General features: G+C 64.1%; 39 protein-coding genes. 3 read left to right on the top strand and 36 right to left on the bottom strand.

Annotation, left to right across the window (positions count from 1 at the left end):
• Positions 1–9: 9 nt before the first annotated feature.
• From DW925_RS05825 to DW925_RS05665, 35 genes are all read right to left on the bottom strand, one after another.
• Positions 10–573: a Clp protease N-terminal domain-containing protein gene (locus DW925_RS05825; protein ID WP_117790603.1), complete on the bottom strand. Its 564-nt coding sequence runs from the start codon at positions 571–573 to the stop codon at positions 10–12.
• A gap of 109 nt (positions 574–682) precedes the next feature.
• On the bottom strand, positions 683–1,105 hold the full coding sequence (locus DW925_RS05820; RefSeq protein WP_006234184.1) for an HK97 gp10 family phage protein: 423 nt from the start codon (positions 1,103–1,105) through the stop codon (positions 683–685).
• Positions 1,105–1,326, bottom strand: a complete 222-nt coding sequence (locus DW925_RS05815) for a hypothetical protein (protein WP_117790602.1) — start codon at positions 1,324–1,326, stop codon at positions 1,105–1,107. The genes DW925_RS05820 and DW925_RS05815 overlap by 1 nt, the downstream gene beginning before the upstream one ends.
• A gap of 82 nt (positions 1,327–1,408) precedes the next feature.
• Positions 1,409–1,642, bottom strand: coding sequence for a hypothetical protein (locus tag DW925_RS05810; protein ID WP_117790601.1), 234 nt, complete (start codon positions 1,640–1,642; stop codon positions 1,409–1,411).
• The gene (locus DW925_RS05805; RefSeq protein WP_158565750.1) at positions 1,635–3,320 is read right to left on the bottom strand and encodes a phage minor head protein; all 1,686 of its coding nucleotides are present in this window, start codon (positions 3,318–3,320) and stop codon (positions 1,635–1,637) included. Before DW925_RS05805 ends, DW925_RS05810 begins: the two co-directional genes overlap by 8 nt.
• Positions 3,321–3,458: 138 nt before the next feature.
• On the bottom strand, positions 3,459–3,569 hold the full coding sequence (locus DW925_RS10325) for a CD1375 family protein (RefSeq protein WP_255415192.1): 111 nt from the start codon (positions 3,567–3,569) through the stop codon (positions 3,459–3,461).
• Between the two features lies 1 nt (position 3,570).
• Entirely contained in the window at positions 3,571–3,912 is a 342-nt protein-coding gene (locus tag DW925_RS05800; protein WP_117790599.1) for a hypothetical protein, read from the bottom strand.
• A gap of 10 nt (positions 3,913–3,922) precedes the next feature.
• Positions 3,923–4,954: a hypothetical protein gene (locus DW925_RS05795; protein WP_117790598.1), complete on the bottom strand. Its 1,032-nt coding sequence runs from the start codon at positions 4,952–4,954 to the stop codon at positions 3,923–3,925.
• Positions 4,955–5,301: 347 nt separating this feature from the next.
• Entirely contained in the window at positions 5,302–6,831 is a 1,530-nt protein-coding gene (locus DW925_RS05790) for a hypothetical protein (protein WP_147349521.1), read from the bottom strand.
• Positions 6,832–6,927: 96 nt separating this feature from the next.
• The gene (locus DW925_RS05785) at positions 6,928–7,830 is read right to left on the bottom strand and encodes a hypothetical protein (RefSeq protein WP_117790596.1); all 903 of its coding nucleotides are present in this window, start codon (positions 7,828–7,830) and stop codon (positions 6,928–6,930) included.
• Positions 7,830–9,266 (bottom strand): phage portal protein, encoded by a 1,437-nt coding sequence (locus DW925_RS05780; protein WP_147349520.1) that lies wholly within the window; start codon positions 9,264–9,266, stop codon positions 7,830–7,832. Before DW925_RS05780 ends, DW925_RS05785 begins: the two co-directional genes overlap by 1 nt.
• Positions 9,267–9,270: 4 nt before the next feature.
• A complete protein-coding gene (locus DW925_RS05775; protein WP_117790594.1) occupies positions 9,271–10,467 on the bottom strand; it encodes a PBSX family phage terminase large subunit in 1,197 nt (398 codons plus the stop codon).
• Positions 10,468–10,473: 6 nt separating this feature from the next.
• Entirely contained in the window at positions 10,474–10,896 is a 423-nt protein-coding gene (locus DW925_RS05770; RefSeq protein WP_117790593.1) for a helix-turn-helix domain-containing protein, read from the bottom strand.
• 164 nt (positions 10,897–11,060) lie between these two features.
• Positions 11,061–11,429, bottom strand: a complete 369-nt coding sequence (locus tag DW925_RS05765) for a hypothetical protein (protein ID WP_117790592.1) — start codon at positions 11,427–11,429, stop codon at positions 11,061–11,063.
• A 191-nt stretch (positions 11,430–11,620) separates the two neighbouring features.
• Positions 11,621–11,890: a hypothetical protein gene (locus DW925_RS05760; protein ID WP_117790591.1), complete on the bottom strand. Its 270-nt coding sequence runs from the start codon at positions 11,888–11,890 to the stop codon at positions 11,621–11,623.
• A gap of 254 nt (positions 11,891–12,144) precedes the next feature.
• The gene (locus DW925_RS05755) at positions 12,145–12,489 is read right to left on the bottom strand and encodes a hypothetical protein (protein WP_117790590.1); all 345 of its coding nucleotides are present in this window, start codon (positions 12,487–12,489) and stop codon (positions 12,145–12,147) included.
• Entirely contained in the window at positions 12,486–12,716 is a 231-nt protein-coding gene (locus DW925_RS05750; RefSeq protein WP_117790589.1) for a helix-turn-helix domain-containing protein, read from the bottom strand. Before DW925_RS05750 ends, DW925_RS05755 begins: the two co-directional genes overlap by 4 nt.
• A complete protein-coding gene (locus DW925_RS05745) occupies positions 12,713–12,973 on the bottom strand; it encodes a hypothetical protein (RefSeq protein WP_117790588.1) in 261 nt (86 codons plus the stop codon). The genes DW925_RS05750 and DW925_RS05745 overlap by 4 nt, the downstream gene beginning before the upstream one ends.
• Complete coding sequence (locus tag DW925_RS05740; RefSeq protein WP_117790587.1) at positions 12,970–13,377, bottom strand: hypothetical protein; 408 nt, start codon at positions 13,375–13,377, stop codon at positions 12,970–12,972. The genes DW925_RS05745 and DW925_RS05740 overlap by 4 nt, the downstream gene beginning before the upstream one ends.
• On the bottom strand, positions 13,374–13,592 hold the full coding sequence (locus DW925_RS05735; protein ID WP_147349519.1) for a hypothetical protein: 219 nt from the start codon (positions 13,590–13,592) through the stop codon (positions 13,374–13,376). Before DW925_RS05735 ends, DW925_RS05740 begins: the two co-directional genes overlap by 4 nt.
• A 79-nt stretch (positions 13,593–13,671) precedes the next feature.
• Positions 13,672–13,971 carry a hypothetical protein gene (locus DW925_RS05730; RefSeq protein WP_147349518.1) on the bottom strand — a complete coding sequence of 100 codons (300 nt, stop codon included), beginning with the start codon at positions 13,969–13,971 and terminating at the stop codon, positions 13,672–13,674.
• Between the two features lie 231 nt (positions 13,972–14,202).
• Positions 14,203–14,445, bottom strand: a complete 243-nt coding sequence (locus DW925_RS05720) for a hypothetical protein (RefSeq protein ID WP_117790583.1) — start codon at positions 14,443–14,445, stop codon at positions 14,203–14,205.
• Positions 14,442–15,332, bottom strand: a complete 891-nt coding sequence (locus tag DW925_RS05715; protein WP_117790582.1) for a hypothetical protein — start codon at positions 15,330–15,332, stop codon at positions 14,442–14,444. The genes DW925_RS05720 and DW925_RS05715 overlap by 4 nt, the downstream gene beginning before the upstream one ends.
• Positions 15,333–15,441: 109 nt before the next feature.
• Positions 15,442–15,918 (bottom strand): single-stranded DNA-binding protein, encoded by a 477-nt coding sequence (gene ssb, locus DW925_RS05710; RefSeq protein WP_117790581.1) that lies wholly within the window; start codon positions 15,916–15,918, stop codon positions 15,442–15,444.
• Entirely contained in the window at positions 15,915–16,256 is a 342-nt protein-coding gene (gene mihF / locus DW925_RS05705) for an integration host factor, actinobacterial type (protein WP_117790580.1), read from the bottom strand. Before mihF ends, ssb begins: the two co-directional genes overlap by 4 nt.
• Before the next feature lie 3 nt (positions 16,257–16,259).
• Positions 16,260–17,240, bottom strand: a complete 981-nt coding sequence (locus tag DW925_RS05700; protein ID WP_117790579.1) for a DUF1351 domain-containing protein — start codon at positions 17,238–17,240, stop codon at positions 16,260–16,262.
• Positions 17,240–18,139: a phage recombination protein Bet gene (bet, locus tag DW925_RS05695; protein WP_117790578.1), complete on the bottom strand. Its 900-nt coding sequence runs from the start codon at positions 18,137–18,139 to the stop codon at positions 17,240–17,242. Before bet ends, DW925_RS05700 begins: the two co-directional genes overlap by 1 nt.
• Positions 18,132–18,428: a hypothetical protein gene (locus DW925_RS05690; protein ID WP_117790577.1), complete on the bottom strand. Its 297-nt coding sequence runs from the start codon at positions 18,426–18,428 to the stop codon at positions 18,132–18,134. The genes bet and DW925_RS05690 overlap by 8 nt, the downstream gene beginning before the upstream one ends.
• A gap of 15 nt (positions 18,429–18,443) precedes the next feature.
• On the bottom strand, positions 18,444–18,866 hold the full coding sequence (locus tag DW925_RS05685) for a RusA family crossover junction endodeoxyribonuclease (protein WP_255415193.1): 423 nt from the start codon (positions 18,864–18,866) through the stop codon (positions 18,444–18,446).
• A gap of 32 nt (positions 18,867–18,898) precedes the next feature.
• Complete coding sequence (locus DW925_RS10115) at positions 18,899–19,039, bottom strand: hypothetical protein (RefSeq protein ID WP_158565749.1); 141 nt, start codon at positions 19,037–19,039, stop codon at positions 18,899–18,901.
• Positions 19,020–19,268, bottom strand: a complete 249-nt coding sequence (locus DW925_RS05680; protein WP_006234222.1) for a hypothetical protein — start codon at positions 19,266–19,268, stop codon at positions 19,020–19,022. The genes DW925_RS10115 and DW925_RS05680 overlap by 20 nt, the downstream gene beginning before the upstream one ends.
• Positions 19,269–19,444: 176 nt before the next feature.
• Positions 19,445–19,606 carry a hypothetical protein gene (locus tag DW925_RS10110; protein ID WP_158565748.1) on the bottom strand — a complete coding sequence of 54 codons (162 nt, stop codon included), beginning with the start codon at positions 19,604–19,606 and terminating at the stop codon, positions 19,445–19,447.
• 2 nt (positions 19,607–19,608) lie between these two features.
• Complete coding sequence (locus tag DW925_RS05675) at positions 19,609–19,941, bottom strand: hypothetical protein (protein WP_117790575.1); 333 nt, start codon at positions 19,939–19,941, stop codon at positions 19,609–19,611.
• A 10-nt stretch (positions 19,942–19,951) separates the two neighbouring features.
• Complete coding sequence (locus DW925_RS05670) at positions 19,952–20,233, bottom strand: hypothetical protein (RefSeq protein ID WP_117790574.1); 282 nt, start codon at positions 20,231–20,233, stop codon at positions 19,952–19,954.
• Positions 20,234–20,384: 151 nt separating this feature from the next.
• On the bottom strand, positions 20,385–20,588 hold the full coding sequence (locus DW925_RS05665) for a helix-turn-helix domain-containing protein (protein WP_117790573.1): 204 nt from the start codon (positions 20,586–20,588) through the stop codon (positions 20,385–20,387).
• 117 nt (positions 20,589–20,705) lie between these two features.
• Between DW925_RS05665 and DW925_RS05660 the strand changes: the two genes are divergently transcribed.
• The 3 genes from DW925_RS05660 to DW925_RS05650 all read left to right on the top strand — a co-directional run bounded on the left by DW925_RS05660 (position 20,706) and on the right by DW925_RS05650 (position 24,008).
• A complete protein-coding gene (locus DW925_RS05660; protein ID WP_117790572.1) occupies positions 20,706–21,338 on the top strand; it encodes a LexA family transcriptional regulator in 633 nt (210 codons plus the stop codon).
• An 18-nt stretch (positions 21,339–21,356) separates the two neighbouring features.
• Entirely contained in the window at positions 21,357–22,646 is a 1,290-nt protein-coding gene (locus DW925_RS05655) for a DUF4041 domain-containing protein (RefSeq protein ID WP_199577046.1), read from the top strand.
• A gap of 234 nt (positions 22,647–22,880) precedes the next feature.
• Entirely contained in the window at positions 22,881–24,008 is a 1,128-nt protein-coding gene (locus DW925_RS05650; protein WP_117790571.1) for a hypothetical protein, read from the top strand.
• Between the two features lie 309 nt (positions 24,009–24,317).
• Here the strand turns inward: DW925_RS05650 and DW925_RS05645 are convergent, their stop codons facing one another.
• Positions 24,318–24,977 carry an SGNH/GDSL hydrolase family protein gene (locus DW925_RS05645; RefSeq protein WP_117584214.1) on the bottom strand — a complete coding sequence of 220 codons (660 nt, stop codon included), beginning with the start codon at positions 24,975–24,977 and terminating at the stop codon, positions 24,318–24,320.
• Between the last annotated feature and the right edge of the window lie 47 nt (positions 24,978–25,024).

Here is a 25,024-nt window from a genome sequence, read left to right as displayed (position 1 = left end):
AGAAACCCCTTAGCCTCTCTGCTCCGCCTTGTACTTCATGTACTCGGCGGTGCTCATTTCGTTGATGTCCTTGCCGCCCTCGCCCTTGGGGGCGTGGGCCACGTCGGCGCCCTTGACGGTCGTGGTTGCGATGAAGTCGGCCCAGTCGGCCTTGATGCCCTCGGTGAGCTTGTCCGCGCCCTCGATAGCGCCGTCCTTGACGGTCACGTTCTCGAGGTCGGAAACCTTGAGAACGGTCTCGATGCGCTTGGGGTCGACGCCCGCCGACTTGAGCAGCTCTCGGTACAGGCTGCGCTTCTCGGCTGTGGCTTTCTCGCCCTCGACCTCGGCCTTGTAGTCGTCGAGCTCCTTGCACTTGGCCTTGTACTTTTCCTCGTACTCGCCCGCGCCCTCGCCCTTGGCCTTGAGCGCGTCCAGCTCCTTCTTGTAGCCGTCCGCCTTGCCCGCGGCCTCCTTGAGCTCGTCGCGCTGCGCCTTGAGCGCGTCCACGCTCTCGGCGTGCTCCTCGATGATCTGGTCGATCTTCTCGTCCTCGATGCCCATTGCCTTGAGCATCTTTCGCGTGAGTGCCAACAGAATCTCCCTTGCTTCGGAATGGGCGGGTCCCAGCCTGTTGCCTCGGCAGGGCCCGCGCCGCAATACCTCGCGGCAAGGGTGAGTATCCAAGCGGAGTAACGCGGCCCTACGCGCCGCCCCTCAGGTGCTTCTCGAGAATCGCCCGGTACGTGTCTCCGTGGCCCGTTGCCGCCTTGCGCAGGAAGTGCTTGCCCTTCATGCGGGAGGTCCCCTCCTCGACGTACGGCGCGTACTCGACGTTGGTCCCGATGAAGCAGTCGTAGCCTTTGAGTAGGTGCGTGACGGAGTTGCGCAACCTGCCCGTGTCGACCGGGCACGTCGCCTTGGCGTAGCCCTCCGCGACGAGGCCTATCTCCTCCAGCCCCGTCTTATAGGCCCGCAGGAGGGCCTTCTCGACCTGCTCGATGTTGTTCTGCCGTATCTCGATGCACTCGGCGGTATCCAGCTTCGCGGCGTTTACGATCTCCTCGGTGATGAGGGTGCCGTGCCGGCCGTGGTCGCCGACGCCGCCGACGAGCCCGTAAGCCATCAGTCGAGCACCTCGCACCCGTAGCCCACACGGCCGTTGACGTCCGCCTCGACGGCCTCGATAGCCTGCACCGGCATGCCCTCGCACCCGAGCGTGCAGCCGTCGTCGGGCTCGACCTCGTCGCCGCGCTGCGTGCAGATGTAGGTGTCCGGGAACGTGAAGCCGAAACCAAGCTTTACGGCGCAGTCGCCGCAGTTCGCGCAAGTGAATAGCTCTTTCATGCCTGCCCCAATCTCTCTGCGGGCAGTGTCGCGGCACGGTCACGCGGCATGAAAAAAGCCCCGCCGTGGCGGGGCCTGCTGGCTAGTTATTTAGTTCGCTTTCGAATATCTCGACTATATCGGCTTCAAGAGCATCCTCGAACTTATCCGGGCCAAACAGCTCGTAGTACTCCCTGCGATTCTCGTCGTCGTATTTGGCCTCTTTAAGCCATAGCTCCTGAACGGCTTTAGGCTTGGAATCGAGAACGTGACCTATAGCGTCGACGTCGTCTCTTCCGTCGAGATAGCTAACGGCTTCGTTGAGTATGTCATTCATGATGCTCAATCTTGAAACCGAACCTCTCCTCAATCGCCCGAAACAGCCTGTCCTCGTTGCCGCCGTAAAGCCTTTGGATTCTAAGGTACTTCACCTCATCGACATTATAGGACGCATCCGGCTCGGAAACCTTCTCGAACGTGTAGATACTTCCATCGTGAGCTGCGATTATCCCCATCTCGCAGCCCTTGCCGCCGACCGCCAAAAGGTCAGCCGCGCTAGGGATGCCAGAGGCCGGGTGGTTGTGGAGCAGCACTACGCGCCGACCGTCCCCGATTGCCGCCTCGACCTTCTTGCCGAACTTCGCCGGAGGGACCACGGTGCTGCCGACGGTCGAGTTAACGCAGCTCGTGATTGTCTTGCCCGTTGACAAGTCGATGGCGTAAAGGTCCTCGCCGTTCGTGCCCCCTCGGTGGCTGAGGATGCGTCTTATGCTCGCATGTACGCCGTCCGCGGCATCTTTGCCGACGGCTTTAGACACCTTTACCCTGTAGTCCCTGCTCGCGATCTTCCCCATATCCACCGCGAACTCCATTGAGTGCTCTACCGGCTTAGCCCTCGATTTCCTGCCGCCCTCGTAGACCGTGCCGAGCGCCGAGTCCAGCACCTTCTGCTGGTCGCCCGCCGACATCTTCCTGAACCCGCTCGACGGTATGCCGTAGTCCTCGAGTTGGCGCGAGAGCCGCTTGCGCGCCTCGGTCTTGGACACGCCCGCCACATCCAGCTTGCGCTTGGTGCCGGGCATCTCCATGAACTCGGAGATGGTGCGGTTCGCGGGCTTGGTGCCGTTGACGGCGGGCTTGCCAGCCTTCCATTCCTCGTAGGTCATGCCCTCGGGCAGGCGGCTGAAGCGCTCGCCGTCGAGCACGTCGAGTCCGTCACAGCACGCCACCAGCGTGCAGCGGCAGTTCGCCGTCTCGGCATACGGCGCCTCCGGGTCGCCGGGATAGCGGCACCCGTTGCTGAACTTCTCGCCGACCTCGACCTTCTCGCGGTCAATCTTCCTGTGGCTCGAGCGCGTGCGCAGGTCAAGCGTCGCTACCCATTCCTGCTGTACATTGATGCCGAGCCCCTTGGCCCTCTTGTAGCTGTCGACGCGCCCGGCGTTCTCCGCCGCCGTCGTCGAGGTCCGCGCCAAGCGCACCGCCGCCGCGCGGTTGGACCCCGCCACGTCCTGGATGCGCTTCGCAATCTTGGGTATCGACTCGCCGAGCAGCACGCCCTGCGTGATCTGGTTGGCTATGAGCCGGCGGTTCCACGCCACGTCCTTGGCGACGTTGACGGAGGGCTTGGGCAGGTAGCTGTCGTGGTCGGTGAGCAGCCTCTGAACGGTCGAGGCGTCCTGCAGCGCGTAGGCCGTGTCAACGCCCACGGCGCTCTCGACCTGCCAAGTGCCGTAGTTGTAGTTCTCAGCGTAGACCTCGGGCAGCCTGCCCTCGATGGCGGCGGCTGCGACGACGTTCGCGTGCGTCATGGCCTCGGCGCACTGCTTGAGCACGATTCGGTAGCGCCTGCCAGCCGCTATCTTCCCGCTTCGCCAAGACCTGTATTGCGCCTTGGTGATCTCGCCGGCCTCAAGCCGCTCGCGCATCTTCTCGTCATCGGCCTCGAACTGCGCCAGATAGCGCTTGAGGTTGGCGTAGGCCGTCTTGCTCGCCTCGCCGTACACTCCCGCCACCTCGCGCTCGAACGCCCGAATCTCGGCGTCTGAGAACTCGTGAGCGCTATCCTTCGCCATGCGCCGCCTCCAATCGTCGGCACGCATGGTCGCCCGCGCATAACGGAAAAGGGCCCCGACCGAAGCCGGGGCCCTTCCCTACTCGCCGTCTGCCTCTAGCATCTGGCGCACCTCGTCGCGCCAGCGCTCGGGAACGCTCTCGAGCGTACGCCTGCCGCTTTTCACGGCGCGGTAGTAGATCTTCGCCAAGTTACTCACCTCCAACGATGTCGCCGAGCTCGAGAAGGGCCGCCTGCGAGTCGGCGACCTGCTGCTGGAGCGATGCGATCTGCTCCTCCATGCTCATGCCGTCCGCCTCGTGTGCCGCCCAGACGGTGTCGAAGTCGGCCTTTGCGCCCTCGACCGTCAGCTCGCCAGTCGGGTCGGTGAAGTGCAGCTCCTCGTAGGTGAACACCTTCACCTTGACGGAACCGCCCTCGCCGCCCTGCTCCTCGCGCTCGCCCTCGGCGATGCCGCGGCGCAGCCAGACGTCGGTCCCCGCGATCTCGACCGTCTCGGGCCTCTCGCCCGTTCGCTCCGACTTCACAACCATATTTTTCCTCCTAACCCACGGCCCTCGCCGCGTTGAATATGCACCGCTTGACGTTCATCTGGTGCTCCATGACGGCCGTTTTCAGCCAGCCCCAGTAAGAGCACACGCGCCTCGCCAAGCGCTCGGTGCGCCTGCGCCCGTAGCGCGCGAACGCGCGCCGCAGGCGTTTCCACAGCCGCTTTCTCAGGTCGACCCGACGGCCCCGGGCGCACCAGATGCGGTACCCCGCGAAGTCGATGGGCTCGGCGCCGTTGCGCCTCACCTTCCACGGCTTCAGCGACAATCCTAGCCGCCCCAAAACGCGTGCGGCGATGGCCGCGGCCTTCCTGAGCGAGCGCTTTGAGTTGCCGAGAAAATAGCCGTCGTCGGCGTACCACACCTGGCATCCCGCGAGCCTCACGCGCTTGCCGCGCCGTTCCTTCGCCGCCTCCTCGACCGCGTGGTACGCGAACGAGATCACGAACGCCGCCAACCGAAGCGACAGGTAGCTGCCGAGGATAAGGACGCCGTTCATCGTCGACAGCAGCGAATGAAGCAGGTAGAGGACTTGGCTGTTCTTGACGTAGCGCGCCACCAGACCCTCAACTATCGCCGTCTGCATCGAGCCGTAGCAGTTGCTGATGTCGACGTGCACGTGGTAGGCGAAGCGGTGAACCTCGCGCCTGAGCTTGCGCATCCCCAGCGCCGCTCCCTTGCCCTTGACGCCGCTCGACACCTGCCAGAAGCCGACCTTGGCGGCAAGGAGCGGCTCGAGTGCCCCGACGCACAGGTAGTTGCACACCTGCCGCTTGATGCTTTCGACGCTTATCTCGCGCAGCTTGCCGCTGTTCGGATCGTGTTTCAGATAGGTTCGGATGGGGTCGAATGTCAGCGTCTCGGTCGAGAGCTCTAGCCAGATGCGGTCGACGAACGCCGTCTCGGTGCCGTATTCGTCGGCGACGCGCCAGCCGTTCTCCTTGCCGGAGTCGCTTTTCTTCCATCGGTGCAGGGCCTCGACGACGCTCTTGCGCGTGAACTCGAGGCCCTTGCAGTAGGTTTTCATAGATCAAAGCTCTTTCTGTCTGTCATACGAGCGTTCGCCTTGCGGCTACCAGCCCGTGAGCCTTGCGGACAAATTTCACTCAAAGGAGTCAGGCTGAGCCGCGTCCCGCCAGAAAGCGGCGGGCGCGGTAGACACGGTGCGAGTAGAGATTTATAGACAGATTGCCGGGAGACGAAGTTCCAGTTCGCCCTGCCAGACCTGTTCCTCGAGTTCGCGTAACGAAGACCAGCCGCCGAGCCGTTCCTCAGGTTGCCAAGGAACTGAACCAGAAACCAGCGCCGCCCTCACCGTGAATCCCTGTTTGGGGTTAGGAGGGGGCCAGCCCCCTCTCAGGGCTACGCCCTGATTCACCCCCGGCTACGGCCCGTAGCAGAAAGCCGGGAGACGAAGTACCAGTGCGCCCCGCCAGACCAGCTCCTCGAGTTCGCGAAACGAAGACCAGCCGCCGAGCCGTCCCGCAGGTCGCCAAGGAACCGAACCAGACGGATTGTGCCCTTTACCTTTCCGCCGGAGGTGTCGAAGTAGAAGTAGTCGCCGACACCGGTCGTCGCCGAGCCGCCGAGCCCCTTGCCCAAGATGAGGCCGTTGACGAACTGGATGTCGAGCATGTAGCCATCAGCCGTCGGCATGCACGCCGCCGTCGGGGTCACCCCGTCCGCCACGGCGTTCTTCTTCTCATTGCGAGTGTCGGGGTTGACCGCGATGCCGAAGCCCGTGCCGTCGGAGACGAAGAGCGTATCGCCCATGAACTCCCACAGGCCCAGCCCCGTCTCGACGCCGCCGACCTTGAACGGATGCTTGCCGTCCTTCGCCACCTGGCCGTCACCCACGAGGGCATCGGTGTTGCCCGTGCTCCACGGCGCACTCTGGAGCCATGTGTTCACGGTCGTGTCGAACGCCTTGGCGACGTCCATGAGAAGCGCCACGTTGCCGTCTGCGAGCGTCTCCTTGCCACCGACAACGGCACCGTCGAACACGTCGTACGCCGCCGCGGCGCCTCGGTCTGGGCACTTGGTGCCCGTGTCGGTGCCGTACATCAGCGACGCGCCCACGGGGATACTCGCGGCCTGCGACGCGGTCACGACGACGCGCGTGACGCCCGTCTCGGCGATTGCCGGGTGAATCTGCACGTTGAAGTCGGTGCAGCCCGGGAAGTCCACCTGGGAGGACTTGCACAGCGTCTTGGTCAGCTGGTGGAAGTTGACGTACCACTGGTCGTAGGCCGACATTCCCGAGTAGCCCGTGGTCGCCGTCTTGCACAGGTCGATGAGCGAGTCGTGCGAGGTCACTCGGTTGGCGACCTTCGCGCCCGAGACGGAACGCGGGCGCCCGTCGGCGTCTATGCTCATGGGGTACGTCGGCGTCAGCATGTACGGTCGCAGCGTGCCGTCCGGCAGCAACGCCTTGGGGTTCGGCTGCGAGCCGCTGAATCGGCTGTCGGACCACGAGACGAGCAGGTTGCCGTTCGTCAGCACCTCGACCGCCTGCCACACGACCGGCGCGATCTCGTAGACGTTGTTGCCATGTCCGTTGTCCACGCGCGAGAAGCCGTAGTCTACGCCGTCGATGGCCTCGACCCACGGCACGCCGTCGGCGTCGGCACCGGCGTTGGCGGACACGTGGAACCACGGGCCGCCCTCGGTGTCGAACGGGTCGACAGCCGCGCTCGTCGCCGTCGCCGGCACGAACTCGGTGGAGGCCACGCGCTTCGCGGCGGCGCTCATGGGCTGGATGTCGGTGGGGCTGCCCGCCGGGATGAGGAACGTGTACACCAGCCCCGTCTTGTGCTTGTCCACCATCGCGGCGACGCTCTCGTTGGAGTAGCGGCCCGTCGAGGCATCGCGCTCGAGCGCCTTCTGGTCGCCCAGATTCTTCACCGCGCCGACAAGCGCCCACACCGCCTTGTCCGATGCCAGCGGGTCCGCATACCCGAACCCCTCGGTTGCCTGCTCGGTTGCCTGCGTATCGGCCATTTAGGCACCTACCTTTCGCATTTGGCAAATCTTGCCGTTTACCTTCTTGAGTCCCAGCGCCGTCACGGCAGCCGCCGAGTCGATAATCGACTGGTAGTTCAGGGCTGCCGTCTTGGCGTCCTTGAGCGCCGCCTGCGCGTCGGCGAGGGCCTTGGTCGAATCCTGCTCGCGCTTCTGCTCGGCGGTCTTGCGCCCCACCTCAGCCTCCTTGCGCTCCGTCTCGGAGGTCTTGCGCTCGGACTCGGTCTGCCCGCGCTCGGTCTCGGCGTCGGCGCGCTTTTTCTCAGCCGTTTCGACAGAAGCCTTGAGCTGCTTGAACTCGTTGTTGACCTTGTTCACGCCAGCCGCCGCGTCCGTTGCGGGCTTCTTGAGCTCCGCGATCTGCTCGGCGGTAAGGTCGCTGTATCTCAGCGCGTCGCCCTTCGGCACGCCGACGACCAGCACGTTGTTCTCCATCGTCGCCGTTGCCTCCGAGCCCGAGGCGAGCGTCGTGGCGCGTGCCCCCTTGACCTCGGCGGCGACGGCCCTGTCGCGTGCGGCCTCCGCCGCCTTCTGCGCGGTCTTGGCCTCGTCTCGCGCCGTCTCTGCGTCCTTGATGGTGCGCTGGTCGCTCGGCTCGTAGATGTACTCGGCGGGCTTGGCTCGCCTCTTTACGTCCCAGAGCGCCTCGATGCGCGTGCGCCCGCCGTATGCCTCGTCCGTGATGTAGGCCCATGCGTACACGCGCCCAGCCGCCTGAAGCAGCTCGTCGGGAATCTTCGCCTTGCTGTCGGCCACCGCGACCGTGTAGCACGTCCCTGTGGTCGACTTGGCGAAATGCACCTGCTCGCAGCCGACAACCTCGACCTCGCGCCCGGTGTCCCACTGCCACAGCTCGCCGTCAAGCACTTGCAATGCCGCCATCACTCATCACCTTCCTCGTCGTTGTCGTCGTCCTCGTCGCCCTCCTGGGCGCCCTTCGCGTTAGCCGCCAGGGCGGGCGGCAGCGCTGCCATGCGCTCCTCCTGCTCCCGCTGCTTGCGCTCCAAAATCTTCGCCCTCTCGTCGGGCGTGATGTTCGGCAGCTTTCGCAGGATCGTCTCGTCGTCCAGATATTCGGCCTCCAGGCACACGGTCTCGACCTGCTCCTTGGTGTTGCTGATGCGAGTGTGCGTGAACACGGGCGTGTCCTCGATGCCCTGCAACGCAAGGATGTCCATGATACCCTCGCGGATGTGGCGCTCGAACTCGGCGGCCTCCTCGTCCATCGGCTGGTATGCCGCGTCGATATGGTCGTTGGTCGCCCCCGCCGCGATGGTGTGGACGTCCAGCGCGCCGAAGTCCTCGTAGATGTCGGCCTTGATCTGCGCCAGCGTCTCCTTGCGGCCCTCGACGGGCACCTCCTGCGTGTACGGCGTCACGGACTGCCCCTGCTCGGCGTCGACCTCGGCCACGTGCGTCAGCTTGAGCTTCGCCCGCCACAGGTCGAGGTCCCTGTCGTCCATGCCGCCGGCTCCGTTGATGAGCCAGTAGATCTGCGCGCAGTCGCGCGTGTCGTTCACCAGGCCGCTCTTGATGAGGTCGTAGGCGTCGATGCTCTCGCGCATGCCGACGAGCGTGCTCTGGTGCGCGTCGCTGCCCCAGACCGCCACGATGGGCAGGCGGGAGTAGTTTTCCGCATCGACGGCCAGCTTCATCCCGTCCGCCGGTATCTCCCGATACGTGACCTTGTAGGCGCGCTTGGCCTCGGCCACCTCGAAGTCGAAGCCGCTGCCGCCCGACACCATCTCAGTGTAGCCGTCCTGCTCGTAGAGGGTCGCGTGCCACGGGTGGTCGGAATCGAGCCGCCAGAACCTCACGCCGGCGTATAGCGCCCCCGAGTACTCGTCCCACACCGGGCAGAACTCGTCGGCGGTGAACACATCGATGTGGTCGAGGTTCCAAAACGGGAACGACACACCGTGGATGAGCGCCTTGAGCCCCATCTCCATGACGTCGTCGTCGAAGCGGTCGCCAAGCCCCTCCTTGGTCGTGTCCTTGCCGCCCGCCGAGACGTCCACGAAGCTCACGCCCTTACCGAGCGAGTACGTGCAGCGCTGGACGTTTAGGCGCTTGAACAGGTTACTCGCCAGCCTCAGCTTCGAGGCCGTGAAGTCCTCGGCCTCGGCACCGGAGCACGAGTAGATCTTCTGCACGAAACGGTTGATCGTGACGTTGTGCTGGCGGTAGTACTCGTTCGCGGTGACGGCGTTGCGGTACATCTCGCTCGACATGTGCCGCTCGATGGCGTCTGCCGCGAACGCCGTCGCCGACGCCGCCGCCTTGAGGTCGCCATCGGTCACCAAAGGCCCCTTAGACAAGCCGCTACCTCCCTCCAAAGAATGGGTTTACCTGCTCTTTCGCAGGCTTGTACATGCGCAGTGTTGCCACGCCGTAACGGAGCGCGTCGCAGCTGTGGTCCTCGACCTTGACGGGCCTGTCGCCGTCCGCCTTGGCGTCCCAGCAGTAGCCGCCGAGCTCGCCTATCAGCCCCGCGCAGGCGTCGGAGATGCGCACCGTGCCGTTGCCCAGGCACACCCCCGTCTCTCGTATGCCGTCCGCGACGTCGTTGCGCCCCTTCTTGGTCTTGAACCCGGCCTGCCGCATCGCGGCGATGAAGCTCGTGGCGCTCGGGTCGATGATGAACGTGGGCGGCTTGCCCAGCCCGCGCACGAAGTCGGCCATGTCGGCCACGTAGTCGGCGTCCGTCTTCTGGTGCCCCGTGTCGCGGCCCGAGTAGCGGTACTCGTCCACCGCGTGCCACACCCTGCCGTCAAACGCCCACAGCAGCGCCGCGAAGGCGTTCTGCGTGCCGTAGTCGCAAGACACCGCGTACTTGGCGGCGCTACCCGTATACCGGCTCTCGAGGGCACCCTCCCACTCGGGGTAGACCAGGCCCTCTGCCAGCGTCCACTTGCCCAAGATGTAGCGGTCGTAGTACACGCCGCTGCCGTAGTCCTTGATGAGGGCCTCGATGACATCCGGTGCCAGCGCACCGTCCCAGATCGTGTAGTCCTGCCTGTAGATGTCGCTGTCGCCGTCGAGGAACCGTTTGAACCAGTGGTTGGGGCTGTCGGGGTTACAGGTACCGTCGAAGCAGCTGTGCTCGCAGCGCAGGCGGCTCTTGAGCATCTGGAACACGTCTTCGCTCCACGTGGCGACCTCGTCGCCGTAGACCCACTCGAACGTGGCGCCCTGAATCTTGGATACGCTTGTCTTCTTGTCCGCCCCGAGGCAGTAGACCTTTCGCCCGAATATCTGGGCCGTGTTGTCCCGCCCGATCTGGCTGACGACGTCTTCGCTGTAGAGCGAGCGCATCGGCTCCAAGATGTTGCGCTCGAGCGTCGAGCGGGTGTTGCCGATCATCACCGCCAGCCCCTCGCCCCTCATGGCGAGAAGCCTCTGCGGTATGGTCACGGCTATGTCGACGTAGCTCTTGCCCGAGCCCGTCGCCCCGCATTTGACGTTGTATCGGTGCGTGCAGTTGGCGAGGTACTCGCCCTGCATCCTCGTGAGCGGCATCGGCTGCTAGTCCCCGCCGATTGAGGACGGCACGGACAGCACCAGCTCCTTGGCGGCCTTCAGCACGGCGCTGTCGGTGGTGTCCATGATGCGCTGCGCCTTGGCGTACTCCTGCGGGTACTTGCGCTCCAAAAGCCACGCCGCCGCCTGCCAGCTGTCGCCGCTCGCGTCCATGATGCGGCCCACGAGCGTCGCCTTGCGCTCGACCTCGGCCTTTTTTAGAACGTGACACAGTTGACGCTGATTGCCTGTTCTGGGGTGGTTGATCCAGCGGCTGTATGTCTCGCGTGCGACCCCGAGATACGCGGCGATGTCCCTGTCGGTCATTCCGGCACGGCACAGGCGGACGGCATCCTCGATGCCCTCCTTGGTCAGTTTTTCACGCCCTTTTCCCGCCACAAAATCACATTTCCGCTGGTAGATAGCCATATGGAAACGCGAACGTTCCCACCTTTTTACGCACGTGGACAAGCGCGTGCGTTTGCCCACGAGCGTAAAAAGGGGGTAACGTTTAAAGAAAAGGCCCCGGGAAACCGGGGCCTTTCGGCTACTCGACCTTGGTCGACATGATACTGATTACCTCGGCCAGCCTCTCAAGCGTCTCCGTCCAGCTTCTGCCGTCTGTGCGCGGCCTGTCGTATGCGGTTGCTCTCCGCCTCCTCCTCGAGCCGCCTCTTCCGCTCCGCCAGATAGCACCCTTTGCACAGTCCCCACCTCCTCGCCTGCGCCGAGGTGTCGAACACGGGCCGTGAGTCGCACGCGATGCACAGCATCCCCGTGCCGCTGCCGAAGCGACCGTATCTCTGCCTGGCGTGGCGCACGCTCGACGGCGTCACGCCGAGGAGCGCCGCGATCTCGGCCGCGCTCCTCTCCGGGTGCGCCTGCATCGCACGCACCATGTCCGGCGTCCAGAGCCGGTAGCCCTTGCGCCGTCGGCGGGCGAGCTCGGCCCCGAGCGGCATGTGTGTAGATTCCGTAGATGGGCCAAAAGGCCCATCCGTAAGCCTCGACGTTCCCCTCAAGTGGTCCCCCAAACGGGCTGCGGGGAGGGTGCCGGCATGGCACCCTCCCCTTATCTGTCAGTTTCCGTACGGCGCGCCCAGCCGCCTGAAGATGTGGCGGCGGACCTCGATGCGAAGGCCGGTCCTCGCCATCACCTGCACCTCCCCTCGCGCTTGAGCGTCTCGACGTTTCGGCGGGAGCGCCTCAGCGCACGGGCTCTGGCCCGTTGCCGCGTAGGGTCAAGATACTTGTCAAACTTCCTCATCTCGCGCACTACGCCACGCAGCTCGGGCACGAGGTTCTCTTTGAAACCCGCAACTATGTTTGCCATGATGGCGGCAGCGGCCTTCGCAGCGGGGCCGTCGGGTCTCAACAGCTCGACAGATGGCGACAACACCGGCTTCATCTCGTTATCGGGCATTTGTCAAATCCTCCCCACACCACGGGCAATACCGTGGGATCGTCTCGAACTCGGTCCAACTCGTGATATACGTGTCGTCATGCTCGTAATGCACGACGCCGAAGACGAGGTCGCACCTAGGGCAATGGACGGCGTCGACTGGGTCGACGTCCCCTATCGCGACCACCTCGTTTGTGTACACCAACTTGCGTGGCTTCCACTTCTGGTGCGACGGGGTCGCACCGCACGTCGGGCAATCGACCGGCCTTGCGAACTTAATACGCGTCATCGAGGACCACCGCCCCGCACACCGGGCACGAGTACCAGTCGAGCGGGAACGCCTCGGAGGTCACGACGAGCACGCCGTCCGGCCGGCCACCGGGCACCAGCACACGGCATCCGCACTCTGAGCACCTGAACGACTCCTTGGTGTAGTCGGCGACGTTGTGGCATGTCGGGCGGTCAATCAGCTCGGCGAGCGTCGGGCCGTACTCCATGCCCTCCGGCAGGCACTCGTTCATCGCCGAGGCGACCATGCCCTGAAGCGAGACGTCCGGGTTCTCTCGGCATATCTCGAGCATCTTCGCCGCCACCTCGTGGCGTACATCATCGGTAATCATTCGTCCACCTTCTCAACGAGGTCGCGCGGATCCATCCGCATCGCGTCGGCAAGCGCAAAAAGGTTACCCACGCGCATGTCGCGCTGGCAGCGGATGAGCGCACTGAGCGCACCTGGCGTAATGCCAGCCATCTGCGCCAGCTGCTTCTGCGTGAGGTCATGGTCGGCCAAGTAACGCTTTATCACCTTCTTGCTGACCTTGTACCGGGTCGAAGCCTTGGTCGTCATTCACCCTCACCACCTATCCATGCGTACTGCCTAAATATCTCTTCAGGCGCGTCGATGGTCACGCATTCAGCTCTGACTGTCACAACATCGCCCGATTCGAGCATCACGGCTGCGACCGGGTACGCGATTTGCCCGGCGGGGAATCCACCGATTAGAGGTGATGCATCATGCGTCCATGCTTTTTGGTAGAAACCGACAAGCAGTGCCTTTGTCTTTTCCCCGGGCATTTCGGAAATGAAGCAAGGTGTCATGTTCATTCGCCCTCACCCCTCAGCTTGCGGATGCGGGATGCGATGTCGCGCATGACAACCCTTTCGCAGGTTGCGCCTTTGTCGGCGATGCACGATGAACAGTCGCATGCGCTCTTGCCAAGATAGGCGCAGGCTTCGTAATTCAGCGCGTCCGCACCTCTGCGCAAGTCCTCTTCCAGCTTCTCCCAAGTGTCTGGCAGAGTGAGGTGCATGTTCTTTGGCTTGAAGCTGTTGTAGTAAAAGTTGCCTTCGTACTGGGCTTTAATCGTCCAGCTGTTTTTCTGACTCTCCACCAACGTTCTGGATAGAAACTCCTTCACGCTCACCTTTGTTCCGCACTCGTCATACAGCACCTCGGTATCAAGCGGAATCTCGCGTCCCTCGGCATCTTTCGGCAATTCGATACTCATAGCCCAAACTCCTCGTAGTCGCGGCACTCGCCGCACTCGTCCTCGCAGTACAGCAGGTTCCCCATGAGCCACGCCACGGCCCACTTCGCCAGGCGCCAGAACCCTTCCTTGCGGTCAGGCGCCTCCGCGTCGTAGGCGCGCTCAAACTCAAGGTGGCAGTAGCCGTAGTCGACGTGGATGTCGCTGCCGCAGAAGTGCCTGCAGTTCCCGCACATCCGAGGCTCGCAGGCCCCGCCGAAGTGGCGCTCGATGGCGGCATCGGTCACCCCCATCGGGTAGCCGCCGACCCTCGAGTCACTCATCGCAGTCCGCCCCCCCTATGCTCTCGTCGAGCAGGTCGATGGCGTCCCCGACGGTCGCCTCGATACTCGTCAGCTGGCGGCGCAGGTTCTGCACGAGGTTCGCGCCGGCTACCTCCGCCCTTCCCGCCTCGTAGGCGCGCTCGATCATGTCGGTCACCGCGACCTGCATCGCCGTGTCGTTGTAGCCGCGCCTGACGCGGTACTTCCCCAGGTAGGCGTGCGCCCTGTCCTGCGGCCTGCACTCGCGGTCGAAATGGAACACCTCGACTGCGTCTGCCTTGATCTGTTCCAAAGTCTCCATCAGATTCGTCTCCCCTCAGCCAGCGCGGCGCGCATGGCGTTGACCTCGCGTCCCGCCTCGCTCCTCGTCCCGAGGTACACGTCCACGGGCCGCTTGCTCTCGTTCCTGTTCGCAACGTTCTCGCACCATCCGCAGCAGTACTTCTGCCGGGCGCCCCTCGCGCGGAACCGCCTGCCGCACTGACGGCACACGAGCACGTTGCCCCCTCGCATGTCCCACGACTCAGCCCTCATGGCGCGCCTCCCAGTAGTTGCACCTGGCGAGCCCCTGCGTGGCGTGCACGAAGTCGGGGCAGCGCATGCACGTGTAGCGCTTGCGACCCTCGCCGGACGCCGCCATGGCCGTCTCGCTCACGGCGCAGAACCCGCACGTCTCGCAGCAGGCGCTGCGCGGCCCGTCGTCGTAGATGCTCGCGGACCCCTTCGATCTGCCCATGTTCTCGCTCCTCTCGTCGTCCAAGCTCATGACGCCCTCCTCTCGCATGCGGCCCTCGCGTCCAGCAGACGCCGCGCGTCCTGGTACGCCCTGAGCGCCACCGGGTCGGCGGTCGTCCCCCTCGGGGCCTTCACCTTCGCCGGGTCGATGCCCGGATGTTCCTCGCGCCACCTGCGCTCGAGCTCCGCCCTCGTCTGCTCGGGCGTCCTCGTCGGCTTGAACGTGGCGGCTTGAATCTCGGCGTCGGTCGGCTTGCCTCGGGCGTGGGCCTCGGCGTCGAGCTGCTTCTGCTTGCTGTTCCACAGCATCGCCGCTGCCTTGAGCGAGGTCACGGGCATCCCGCTCGAGCGGATCCAGCCCTGCGACTCGTAGTGCGCCCAGAACTTGTCGGGGTCGCCGCTGATGCAGTTGGCGGCGAAGTACGTGCGGCACTCGTCCAGGGTCGGCGGAGCGAAGCCGTCGGCGTCGCCGCCGCGCGCACCATCAACACAAGCTAGGCTAGGTAAAGCTAGGCTAGGACAGGTTAGGTTAGGGTTTTCGCTTTCGGAAACCTCGGTTTCGGGTTCGGTAAACCTAGGTTTCCCGTTTTCAAAACCTAGGTTTTCGCTTTCGGAAACATCGGTTTCGGGTTTTTGCTCAGGCTCGGGTTCGGGCTCCGGCTCGGCCTTGGCCTTGCGCGGCCTGCCGCCCTTCTTGGCCTGCTCGCGCTTGTTCTTGGAGTTGTCGATGGCGTTCTTGAGTCCCTTGAAGGCCCTTTTGACGCTCTTGGGCAGCTCGATCTCGACCCCGTGGAGGCCGTACATGAGCACCGCGTCCGCGAGCATCATGCGCTCCCTCATGTCCTCGGGGTCGTTCGGATCGTAATCGTCGTAGAGCTCGGCTATCGAGCTGGCGAAAACCGTGAAGTCGTTGGCCATCAGAACCACCCCCAGAGAAGCGAAGAGAAGAACAGGAAACCCGCGGAGAAGGAGGCGGCGAACAGGGCCGCCTCCCAGTGGTCGCGGATGATGTCGGGTACGTGCCTCATCAGAACGGCACGTCCTCGTCGTAGAACTCGGACTGCGGGACCGCGGCGTAGGCCTGCTGGGCGCTCAACTGCGGCGCGGCCTGCGCCTGTGGCTGCACGGGCACCGTGTCCGCGAGGCTCTGCTGCGGCTGGGCCTGCGTCTGCCCCTCACGGCGCACCATGACCTCGATCTCGTCGACGATAACCTCGAGCTTCGAGCGCTTCTGGCCGTCGCGCTCCCAAGAGCTGTAGCGCAGCTTGCCCTCGATCGCGACCTTCATCCCCTTGGCGAGGAAACGGCCAACGGCCTCGGCGCGGTTGCCGAACATCGTGCAGTCGACGAAGTTGGGGTAGTCCTCCCATTCACCCGTCTGCGCGTTGCGGCGGCGGTCGTTTACCGCCACGCCAAAGGACAGGACCTGCGTCCCGCCGGCGGTGGCGCGCAGCTCGGGGTCGCGGGTCAGGTTGCCGCTGATGTTCACTCGGTTGATGCTCACTGCCCGTCCTCCTTCGCGGTCATGTTGTTCTTGATAAACGCGACAAGGCGCGGCCCCTGCATGTAGCCCAGGCCGCTCACACGGCGACCATCGGGGATGTCAAGCGCCTTGACGATCACCTTCGCCTTGACCGTGCCGATGCCCGGGAACGAGCGGGCGAACTCCTCGACCTTGAGCCTCTGCGCGATGGGCGCCTCGATGGCCGCCTCGGGCGGGATGTTCCCCGCCTTGCACGCCGCCTTGAACGCGGCGCGCTCGCGGCGCGTGTGGACGGCCTTCGCCATCGCTTCCTTGCGCTGCTCCGGCGTTCGGAGCGGCGGCAGGTTGCTCTCTCCCATGTCCTACATCCTCTCTACGTATCCGTGAATTCCGTTCTCGACCATGACGGCCCTCACGCGACGCAGCTCGTCTGCCGTGGCGCACTCGATGACCACTCGGTAGCCCCTCTGCGGTGCTGGGGCCGCATCCTCGGCCGCATCCGGCTCGGAGCGCGACGGGACCACCCGCACACACCTCGGCACGCCCAAGGGCGGCTCAGGCTCGGGCTGCTCGTCGGGCAGCGGCTCGGGGTCAAGCGGCAGCGGCTCGGGCTCCGGTGCGGGCGCCATCGCCTGCTCGTAGGTCGCCGCGAGTACGGCAGCCTTGGCGACCTCCTCGCGGTGCGCGGCTACAGCCGCCGCCACCTCGCCCGAGTCCATCGGCAGCGTCCTCGCCCACCACGCCACGGCCCATGCCTTCTCGGCCTCGTCCGCGTAGTCGAGCCCGTTGACGAACTTGAACTGGTGCAGCAGCTCGCCCACGCGGCGCTCGATGACGTTCTTGGCCTTGACCTCGCCGAAGCCCGCGTTGAGCCACTTGTCGTCGGCGATGCGCTCGTAGGGCACCAAGGGCCCCATCTCGCCCGCGAGGTCGTAGTAGTGGCCCTTGAGCGCGACGAGGCGGCGTTTCCTGCACTCGCCGTCGTAGCGGTCAATTTCGGCCTTGTACTCATCGGAGAGCGCGTCGATGGGCGCCGTGATCTCGCCGATGGTCCTGTCGAACGTCTTGAGCAGGTCGCTGTACTTCTTCTTCGCGGCCTTGCGCTGCGCCTCGATGGGCTTCTTCACGTCGTTGACCGCCGCGCGGTACTTCTTCGCCGCCTTGAAGTCCTCGTCCCTCTCGATGCGCTTGACGTCCACGTAGTCCGCCAGCTTCTCATCGACATTCTTCTTGAGCTTCGCCAGCTTGTCCTCGAGCGTGTCGTCGATGGCGAGCGACGCCACCAGCGTGTCGAAGTCCTCCTCGAGCGGCACGGCCTCGACCGCCAAAACCTCGTCTGCCATTAGAAGCCTCCCAGAAGGTCGTCGTCGGTCGCGTACTCGGCGGGCGCGGGCTCATAGACGGGCACGGGCTCCGGCTCGGGTGCGGCGGGCTCGGAATGCGCCTTGCGGGCCGCGATCTCCTCCTCCATCCACGAGGCCGCGCGGCGCGCCTGCATGACCGTCATGTCGTGCATTGAGCCCGACGTGCAGCCCACGGCGGCGCAGATGGCGGCCATGGCCCCGGCGCTGTCGAGCGCGGTCGCCGCCATAAACGGCTTGAACAGGTCACGCACGGGCTGCAGGTCGACCACGGGCTCGACGCTCTCGGCCTCGACGGTCTGAGAACCTGCGCGCATGTCGCGCTCGACCTTCTGGTCCATCTCCTCGCCCGTGTACATCCCGCCGAACTCGTCGGGGTAGGCAAGGCGCCACGCGCCAGCCTTGGCGCACTTCTCGATCATGACGCCCGGCATCTTCGCCCAGTTGCTCTTGCCGGTGCTGTAGTCGCTAAGCGCCAGCTCCACGTAGGCCGGCTCCTTGCCGTCCTTGAACTGCACCTCGGCCCAGCCGCCGAGCAGCTGCTCGCCCACCTGCTTGTAGACGGCGCTGCCGCGCTTCTTGACGATCTGCCCCTCGCGCATCACCACGACGCCGCTCTTGATGCCGCCGTAGCTCTCCTGGCGATTGGCGCGGCGGTTGAAGACCTGATAGCTAGTGATGATGCTCGCCGGGGCGTCCTTGTACTTCACCAGGTAGACCTCCTTGGTGAAGGGGTTCAGGTGCTGGCGGTTGCACAGCTCGATGCACAGCGCCAGCTCGCTTTCGGTCGCGTTCGGGCACAGGCGCTCGCGGATGTCCTGCGAGGTGAACTTGACGGGCATGCCTGCGTCGTCCTTGAACTCGATGATCCCGTTAGCCATTGATGGTCACCTCGCATCCGTAGAGCTTGGAGATCGTGGCGACGGCGCCGTTCTCGGCGTAGATGTCCTCGCACTTCTTGCCGTACGCGATGATGACCGCCAGGAAGTCGCGGTCGAACTCGATGGGCTCCTCGTCCATCAGCACGGGCGCGACCGCCATGCCGTAGGCGACGCCGCGGAGCACCGCGGGGTCGATATCCTTCTTGAGCGCCTCGGCGTTGAGCTCCGTGTTGATGAGGACGTTGCCCACGGCCTGCCTCATGAGTTCCTTGAGTGCCTTGCGTTTCATTTCATGTCTCCGTTTCTACTTTTTCTCTGCGGCTGGGTCTGCCCAGCCGCGATATACCTGTATGTCCATGTGCGGCTCGATACCGCGCCGACGGGGCCACTTGACCACGTGGACCTCGGCAACCTGGCTGTCATCGCCCCAGACCGCCCCGTTCATCCCGTCCATCACCAGCTTGGCGATGTTGTCCGCGTCCGGCTTGAACGTGTTCGGTTCCGACGTGACGCGCTTCGGCCTCGACACGGGCAGCGGCTCGTACACGTCGATGCGCACCGCGACGGGCACCCTGAACGGGAACAGCAGCCCCTCGAGCTCCGGGTACGCCTCCCGCATGGCACCGAGCGCCGCGTCGCGGATGGCGGCCTCGTTGCGGATGGTCTCGTTAGGCGTGTACATCCGTGCGTGCCTACGGTCGAGCCTGTGGCGCTGCTTGCCTGCCACGAACGGGACGGTGAACGCGAATCGCCTGCCGATCACAGTACCGACCCCATCCCGAGCACAACGCGGATGCCGTCCGCTGCGAGCAGCAGCGCATGCATGACGTGCGGCATGAGAGCGTTCACCGCGAACACGAGCGCGACAAACCCAGCGCACCTAAGCAGCCTCGATGCCATGCGTTCCCTCCTCGATCCACTGCTCCACCCATTCCGGGCGCACCATGCGCCCCACCTTGCGCCCCTCGGGCAGCTGCGAGCGCAGGCGGCCCGCCTTGCACTCGATGCGCAGCGTGTCGTAGGGCACCCCCGTCACCCTCGACGCCTCGCGCAGCGTGTACATCAGCTTGTGCCTGATGCCAAGCTCGTCGGCCATCTGCTGGAACGTTTTGGCTCTGCTAGAATCCATGAGTGACCTCCTTTCAGGTCTGGAGCCGTCCCCGTTTTCCGCACCGGGCGGCTCTTTTTTGTTGCTTGCTTTCGGGGCCTCGCCCCCGGCACGGCACCGGTAGGGAACGTCCCCGCGGATGGTTATTGGAGAGCCGCGGGGCAACGGTGCCGCCCCGGGAGCGGGGCCTGTCGCCGCTAGGACAGAGTTCTGAGGATTGAGATGCCGAGCCTTGTCAACGCCCCGGAAACCATCCTCAAGAGGCACTCGACCAGCGCGAGCGCCGCGACGACCAGAACGAGCGGCGTGGTGACGACGATGGCGACCACGAGGCGAACCGCCTGACAGAACTTCTCCATCGCTACTCACGCCCCTTCTGCAGCTGGTACTCGACCCACTCGCCCGCAGCGAGGCCGACCTCAACCGGTTGGATGCCGGGGTCGATGGCGTCGGCGGTGTTCATGCAGACCGTGCGCTGGACGTAGGCCATGACCGCCTCGCCGCGCAGCAGGCCGTCCAGGCGCCCGCGGGCGTCGAGGAACGACTCGAAGGCCTCGTGGTGCCAGCCGCCACCGGCGTCGCACCAGCAGACGATGGCCTCGACGCCCGCGAAGCCCTGCGGGCACTCGATCTCGAAGGACTTCCCGCGCGCCTCGTACCTGATGTTTTCGTGGCGCATCTTCACGTCTCCCATGTCGCCCTCCCTAGCGCTCGTCGAGAACCGGGTCGCGGACCAGGTTCTCGAAGTCGGTCGACCAGCCGATGCCGTTGGCGGTGAAGCGCACGGAGGTGTGCACGTAGTAGCGCGTGCCCGCGATCTCGGCGCTGTCGAGGTCGCTCTCGACCATGCTCACGGCCCAGTCAGAGAAGCCGAACAGGTGGCAGATGCGGTTCACCACCGACTCCGTCGTCTCGCACATGGCGCCGTCGAGGTCCTCGTTCTGCTTGAAGACGACGTGGTAGGGGTAGTTCTTCTTGGTGTTCATGTCGCCCTCCCCTACAGCTCGAAGTCGGAAAAGTCGCGGGCCTCGGCGGGCTCGGCCTCGACCGTGATGGCCTCGGGGACGTTCCAGCCGCCCAGCTCGATGTCGATGTAGTTCTCGTTCATGGTTCTCTCCGTTTCGTTTGCACCCTAATTTACTTAGGGTCGATACCCAAAAAAATATTGCCGTCAATGCCGAAGTGCTTACCTAGTTTGTCAGCCATCGTAGCCGTAAGCTTGTCCGCTTGTGCATCCTCGATGGCTGTAAGCGTCGGCTCGGTAACTCCCAAAGCTGCGGCGATTTCCTTTTTCTGGAATCGCTTGGCCCCCGCTTCTCGAAACTCCTTAAGGTTCTGCATCCGTTCCTCCTTTCGTTGACCTAATCATAATCTAATTTGGGTCGAACCACAATTACTTTTTTCTTTAAACCAAAATTATTTTTGCTTAGGATAAAAGCGACCCAGTTAGGAGGCACTATGGAATTTGGTGAGAAGCTTCGGTCGCTACGCATAAAAGCAGGATTGACCCAGCTAGACATCGCCGAAAAGCTCGACGTGTCAGCAGCGGCCATCGGAGCATGGGAAAACGGTCGGGCAAAGCCTCGCCTAACCAAGTTAGGGCAGCTTGCCGAACTTCTTGGAACGAGCGCAGCCGACCTAATGGGAGAGACCCCGGAGCCCGTGCGCCCCAACGGCGCCCAGTACGTGACTCTGCCCGTGCTCGTCGCCGGGCACGCAGGCGAGTTCACCGATGAATTCGGTCCCGACGAGGTCGCTGACGTGCCGATCTCAGTCCTCGAGCGCGTCAACGATCCGGACGCCTACCTCATGCGCGTGCGCGGCTCATGCATGAATCGCAGGTTTGCCGACGGCGAGAACGCACTACTCTCCCCCAGGTGCGAACCGCGCAACGGCGACGCCGTGGCGGCCGAGTACAACGGCGAGATGATCCTTAGAAGCTACTACCGCGGGGCGTCGACCCTCGTGCTGTCGCCGGACAGCTACGAGGACGGCTACACCGACATAGTGTTCGACGATCCGGAGAACGCCAGCGTGAGCTTCCGCGGCGTCGTCAAGTGGCACCAGGCCAGCGAGGTCAAGAGGTATTAGAGACAGAAAGGCGAACCGATGGCTTTCAGGGACATGTTCAAGGCGACCGAGTACAAGCAGCGGGTAGAGGAGCTCGAGTCCATGCTCACGCCGGAGATGGCGGACGCGGATAGGCTCAGGCGCGAGGCCGAGGACCTCAGGAAGAAAATCGAGGAGGAGAAGGCCTCGCTCGAGAAGCTGGAGAAGCAGAGCGGCAAACTGGATGCCATCGTCAAGGAAAAGGAGTCCAAGTCGCGCGTCCTCGATGACGAGCTGCTGGTCGAGGAGTTCGGCCTGTACCGCCCACGCTTCGACTTCGCCGACTCGACTCACTACAAGGACGCCCTCGACCGATGCCGCAGGAAACAGAAGGAGGCCGTCAAGAGCTTCAGCAAGGCCGCGGACAAGACGTCCTGGACGGTTAACGGCAGCGCCTCGAAGGGCAAGGCGATGGTCCGCGAAATCTCGAAGCTGCTCATGATGGCGTACAACGGCGAGTGCGACGAAATCGTGCGCAAAGTCAAGGCGACCAACGTCGAGCGCTCGCTCGAGAGAATCGAGAAGTCGGCCGCAGCCATCAACCGCAACGGCAAGACCCTCGGCATATCCATCCCCGCCGCATACGTCCTCCTCAAGCAGGAGGAGGTCCAGCTGGCCTTCGAGTTCGCACAGGAGAAAGAGGAGGAGAAGGAGGCGCTGCGCGAGGCCCGCGAGCAGGAGCGCGAGGCCCGGAAGCTCGAGCGCGAGATAGCGGCCGAGCGCAAGAAGCTCGAGAAGGAGCGCTCCCAGTACCTCAAGGCGTACAAGGACATCTCGGCACGCCTGAAGGATGCCGGCGACGACGAGCGCGCCGATCTCGAGGAGAAGGCCGCGGAGCTCAAGGCGAAGCTCGACGACGTGGACAGGGCAGTGTCGGATGTCGATTACCGAGAGGCGAACCAGAAGGCAGGCTTCGTATACGTAATCTCAAACATCGGCTCATTCGGTGAGGGCGTCTACAAGATCGGGATGACGAGGCGCCTTGAGCCGATGGACCGCATCCGCGAGCTCGGAGACGCGTCCGTCCCGTTCAATTTCGACGTGCACGCGCTCATCTTCTGCGATGACGCCCCGAAGCTCGAGGCGGCGCTGCACCGGGCCTTCGAGGACAGGAAGGTGAACATAGTCAACCAGCGCAGGGAGTTCTTCCGCGTGTCGCTCGATGAGATCGAGGAGGTCGTCAAGGCGAACTACGACAAGACCGTCGAGTTCCACAGCGTGCCCGACGCCGAACAGTACCGGACGAGCGAGAAGTTGCGCGAGAGGGGCATTTTCCACCCGCTCGCCTAAAGACTCGGCTACACCGCCGACGCCGTTCTCTACACCGCGAACGTAGGGCGAGATTCCATGCGTCTACATCTAGGGAGGTGATGCCCATGAAAGCAAAAAATCTCGGGACCGCAGGCTGATGCCGCGGCCCCGAGACTAAGGAGACGGCCCCTGCACTTTGGAACGTGAGACGGGGCCGGAGTCAGAACCGGGCGAAACGGAGAATAAGCCCGCGATCTGAACGGATCTGATTATATGACAAAGAAGCAGCGCCGCCGCGTCTGGGGCTCCGTGACCGAGATGAGGCGCGGCAAGAAGTACGTCCTGCGCTGGATGCAGAACACGCCGCAAGGCCGCAGGCGCAAGACCAAGACCGTGTACGGCACCTACCGCGAGGCGTGCGCGGAACTCGACCGCATCCACGTCGAGCACGCCGACGACGCGCCCGTGCCCACCATAGCCAAGGCCTACGAGACGTGGCTCGTCCCCAAGATGGCCGCACAGGTCGAGGCGGGGACGCTCGCCCCCAACACCCGCGACCTCGTGCTGCGCTCGTGGAGAAACTACGTCGGACCCCGCTGGGGCGCAATGCCCGTCGACCAGCTGCGCGCCGTCGAGCTGCAGGACTGGCTGCTGACACTTCCCGCCGCCACCGCCGATACCGCCCTGCTCACCCTGCGCAAGGTCTACGCCTGCGTCTCGACCTTCATCCGCCTGCCGCTCGACCCGTTCGCCGCCAGCGTCAGGTACACCATGCCCACCCGCAAGACCCGCGAGCGCTCAAAGCGCGTCTACACCCTCGACGAGGCCCTGGGCGTCCTCGACGCACTGCGCGGCAACCCCCTGGAGCCCGCGTTCATCCTCGCGTGCTTCGGCTCCTGCCGCTCGGGCGAGTCGCTGGGCGTGCGCACCGAGGAGGTACTGCGCTGGGAGCGTAGCGGCACCGTCCTCGCCTCCGCCGACATCTGCCGCCAGATGCAGCAGTCCGGCACCGAGCCGGTGGGTGCCCTCAAGACCGCCAAGTCCGCCCGCACCGTCGTGATCCTGCCGCAAGCCGCCGACCGCCTCGTCGAGATAGCGGCCTCGCGCGCCGCCGAGGGCCGCGAGTGGCTGAGCGACCGGGGCGACGGGCTGCCCATGAACCGCAGCATTTGCAACGACCGCTGGCGGAAACTCTGCGCCGCCCGCGGCATCGAGCACATCCCGTGGTCAAACCTCCGCAACTCGTGGCGTACGATAGCGGAGGTCGAGCTTCGCCTGCCGTGGGACCTCATAGAGATGCTGATGGGCCACGCCCTCCCCGGCGTGTCGGGACGGCACTATATCCGCCCCACCGCCGAGCAGGTCGTCCGCGCCGCCCTCGACGCGCTTGGGATAAGTTAGGATATTCCCCCGCAAAGCCGCAGGTAGATGGCACGCAGTTAGTTGTGGCAGTATTAAGATTCGCAGCCCAAAACCGCCGCAAAGGGGACAGGCACCTTTGCGGTGGCTCCCACAAACATCTCGATCTGTAACAGTAACTCGGCAAAATCGACCCTAGATGTTACAGATCAAGACAAACAATCGATATCGACCTAAATAATCTTAATCTGTAACATCTAGCCCGTTTTCGGCCTTGGAACTGTTACAGATCAAGACAAACAAACGAAACAAGCCCCCGCAAGGGGAACTCTGTGGTGGTTTGGGGCCGTGCTACTCACCGAGCATCTCTTGGAGCTTGGCTGCCACGGCATGTCCCAAGCTCTCGTGGCTTTCGGGCATCATATGCAGATAGTCGATATCGCCCGGCTCGGCAAACTCGGCGGCATTCAAAAAGTCGCAGCCAAACTGCTCGGCCACGTGCGCATAGTACTCGCCAAAATGTTCAGATGCCTCGACGGAACGCTCGTCAAAATCGGTCATATATACATCGGCGATCTGCGGCTTGATCTTGATAGGAGCCATCAGCAGGATGCGCGGGCAAGGCGCAGCGTCGGTCCACGGAAACGCGCGGACGGCGCGAATCAGCGCCATGGCGCCACGGGCGATATCGGAAGCTGTCACGTTAAAGACCGTCTTACAGTCGTTGGTGCCCAGCATGATCACAATGGCGTCCAGCGGCTTATGGGCCTCGAGCAGCATCGGAAGCGCGCGAATGCCGTTGAGGTTAGTGTCCAGATGGCACATGTCGTCGCGTACCGTCGTGCGGCCGTTGAGGCCTTCTTCAATTACATGCCAGCCCTCGCCTAAGTCACGTTGGACCACGCCACACCAGCGCACATCCTGCGCATAGCGCACCGCGGTACCGTCGCGCATGCCCGCCGGATCATAGCCATAGGTGTTGCTGTCACCAAAGCACAGAACGTTTTTCATCTTGAGCTCCTCATTCAGTAAAAAGCCGACGGGGGCAACCCCTCCCG

The sequence above is a fragment of the Collinsella sp. AM43-1 genome (assembly GCF_003467925.1).
Lineage (GTDB): Bacteria > Actinomycetota > Coriobacteriia > Coriobacteriales > Coriobacteriaceae > Collinsella.
The sequence above is the reverse complement of the archived record's forward strand: the minus strand, read 5'-3'. Positions and strand labels throughout refer to the sequence as shown.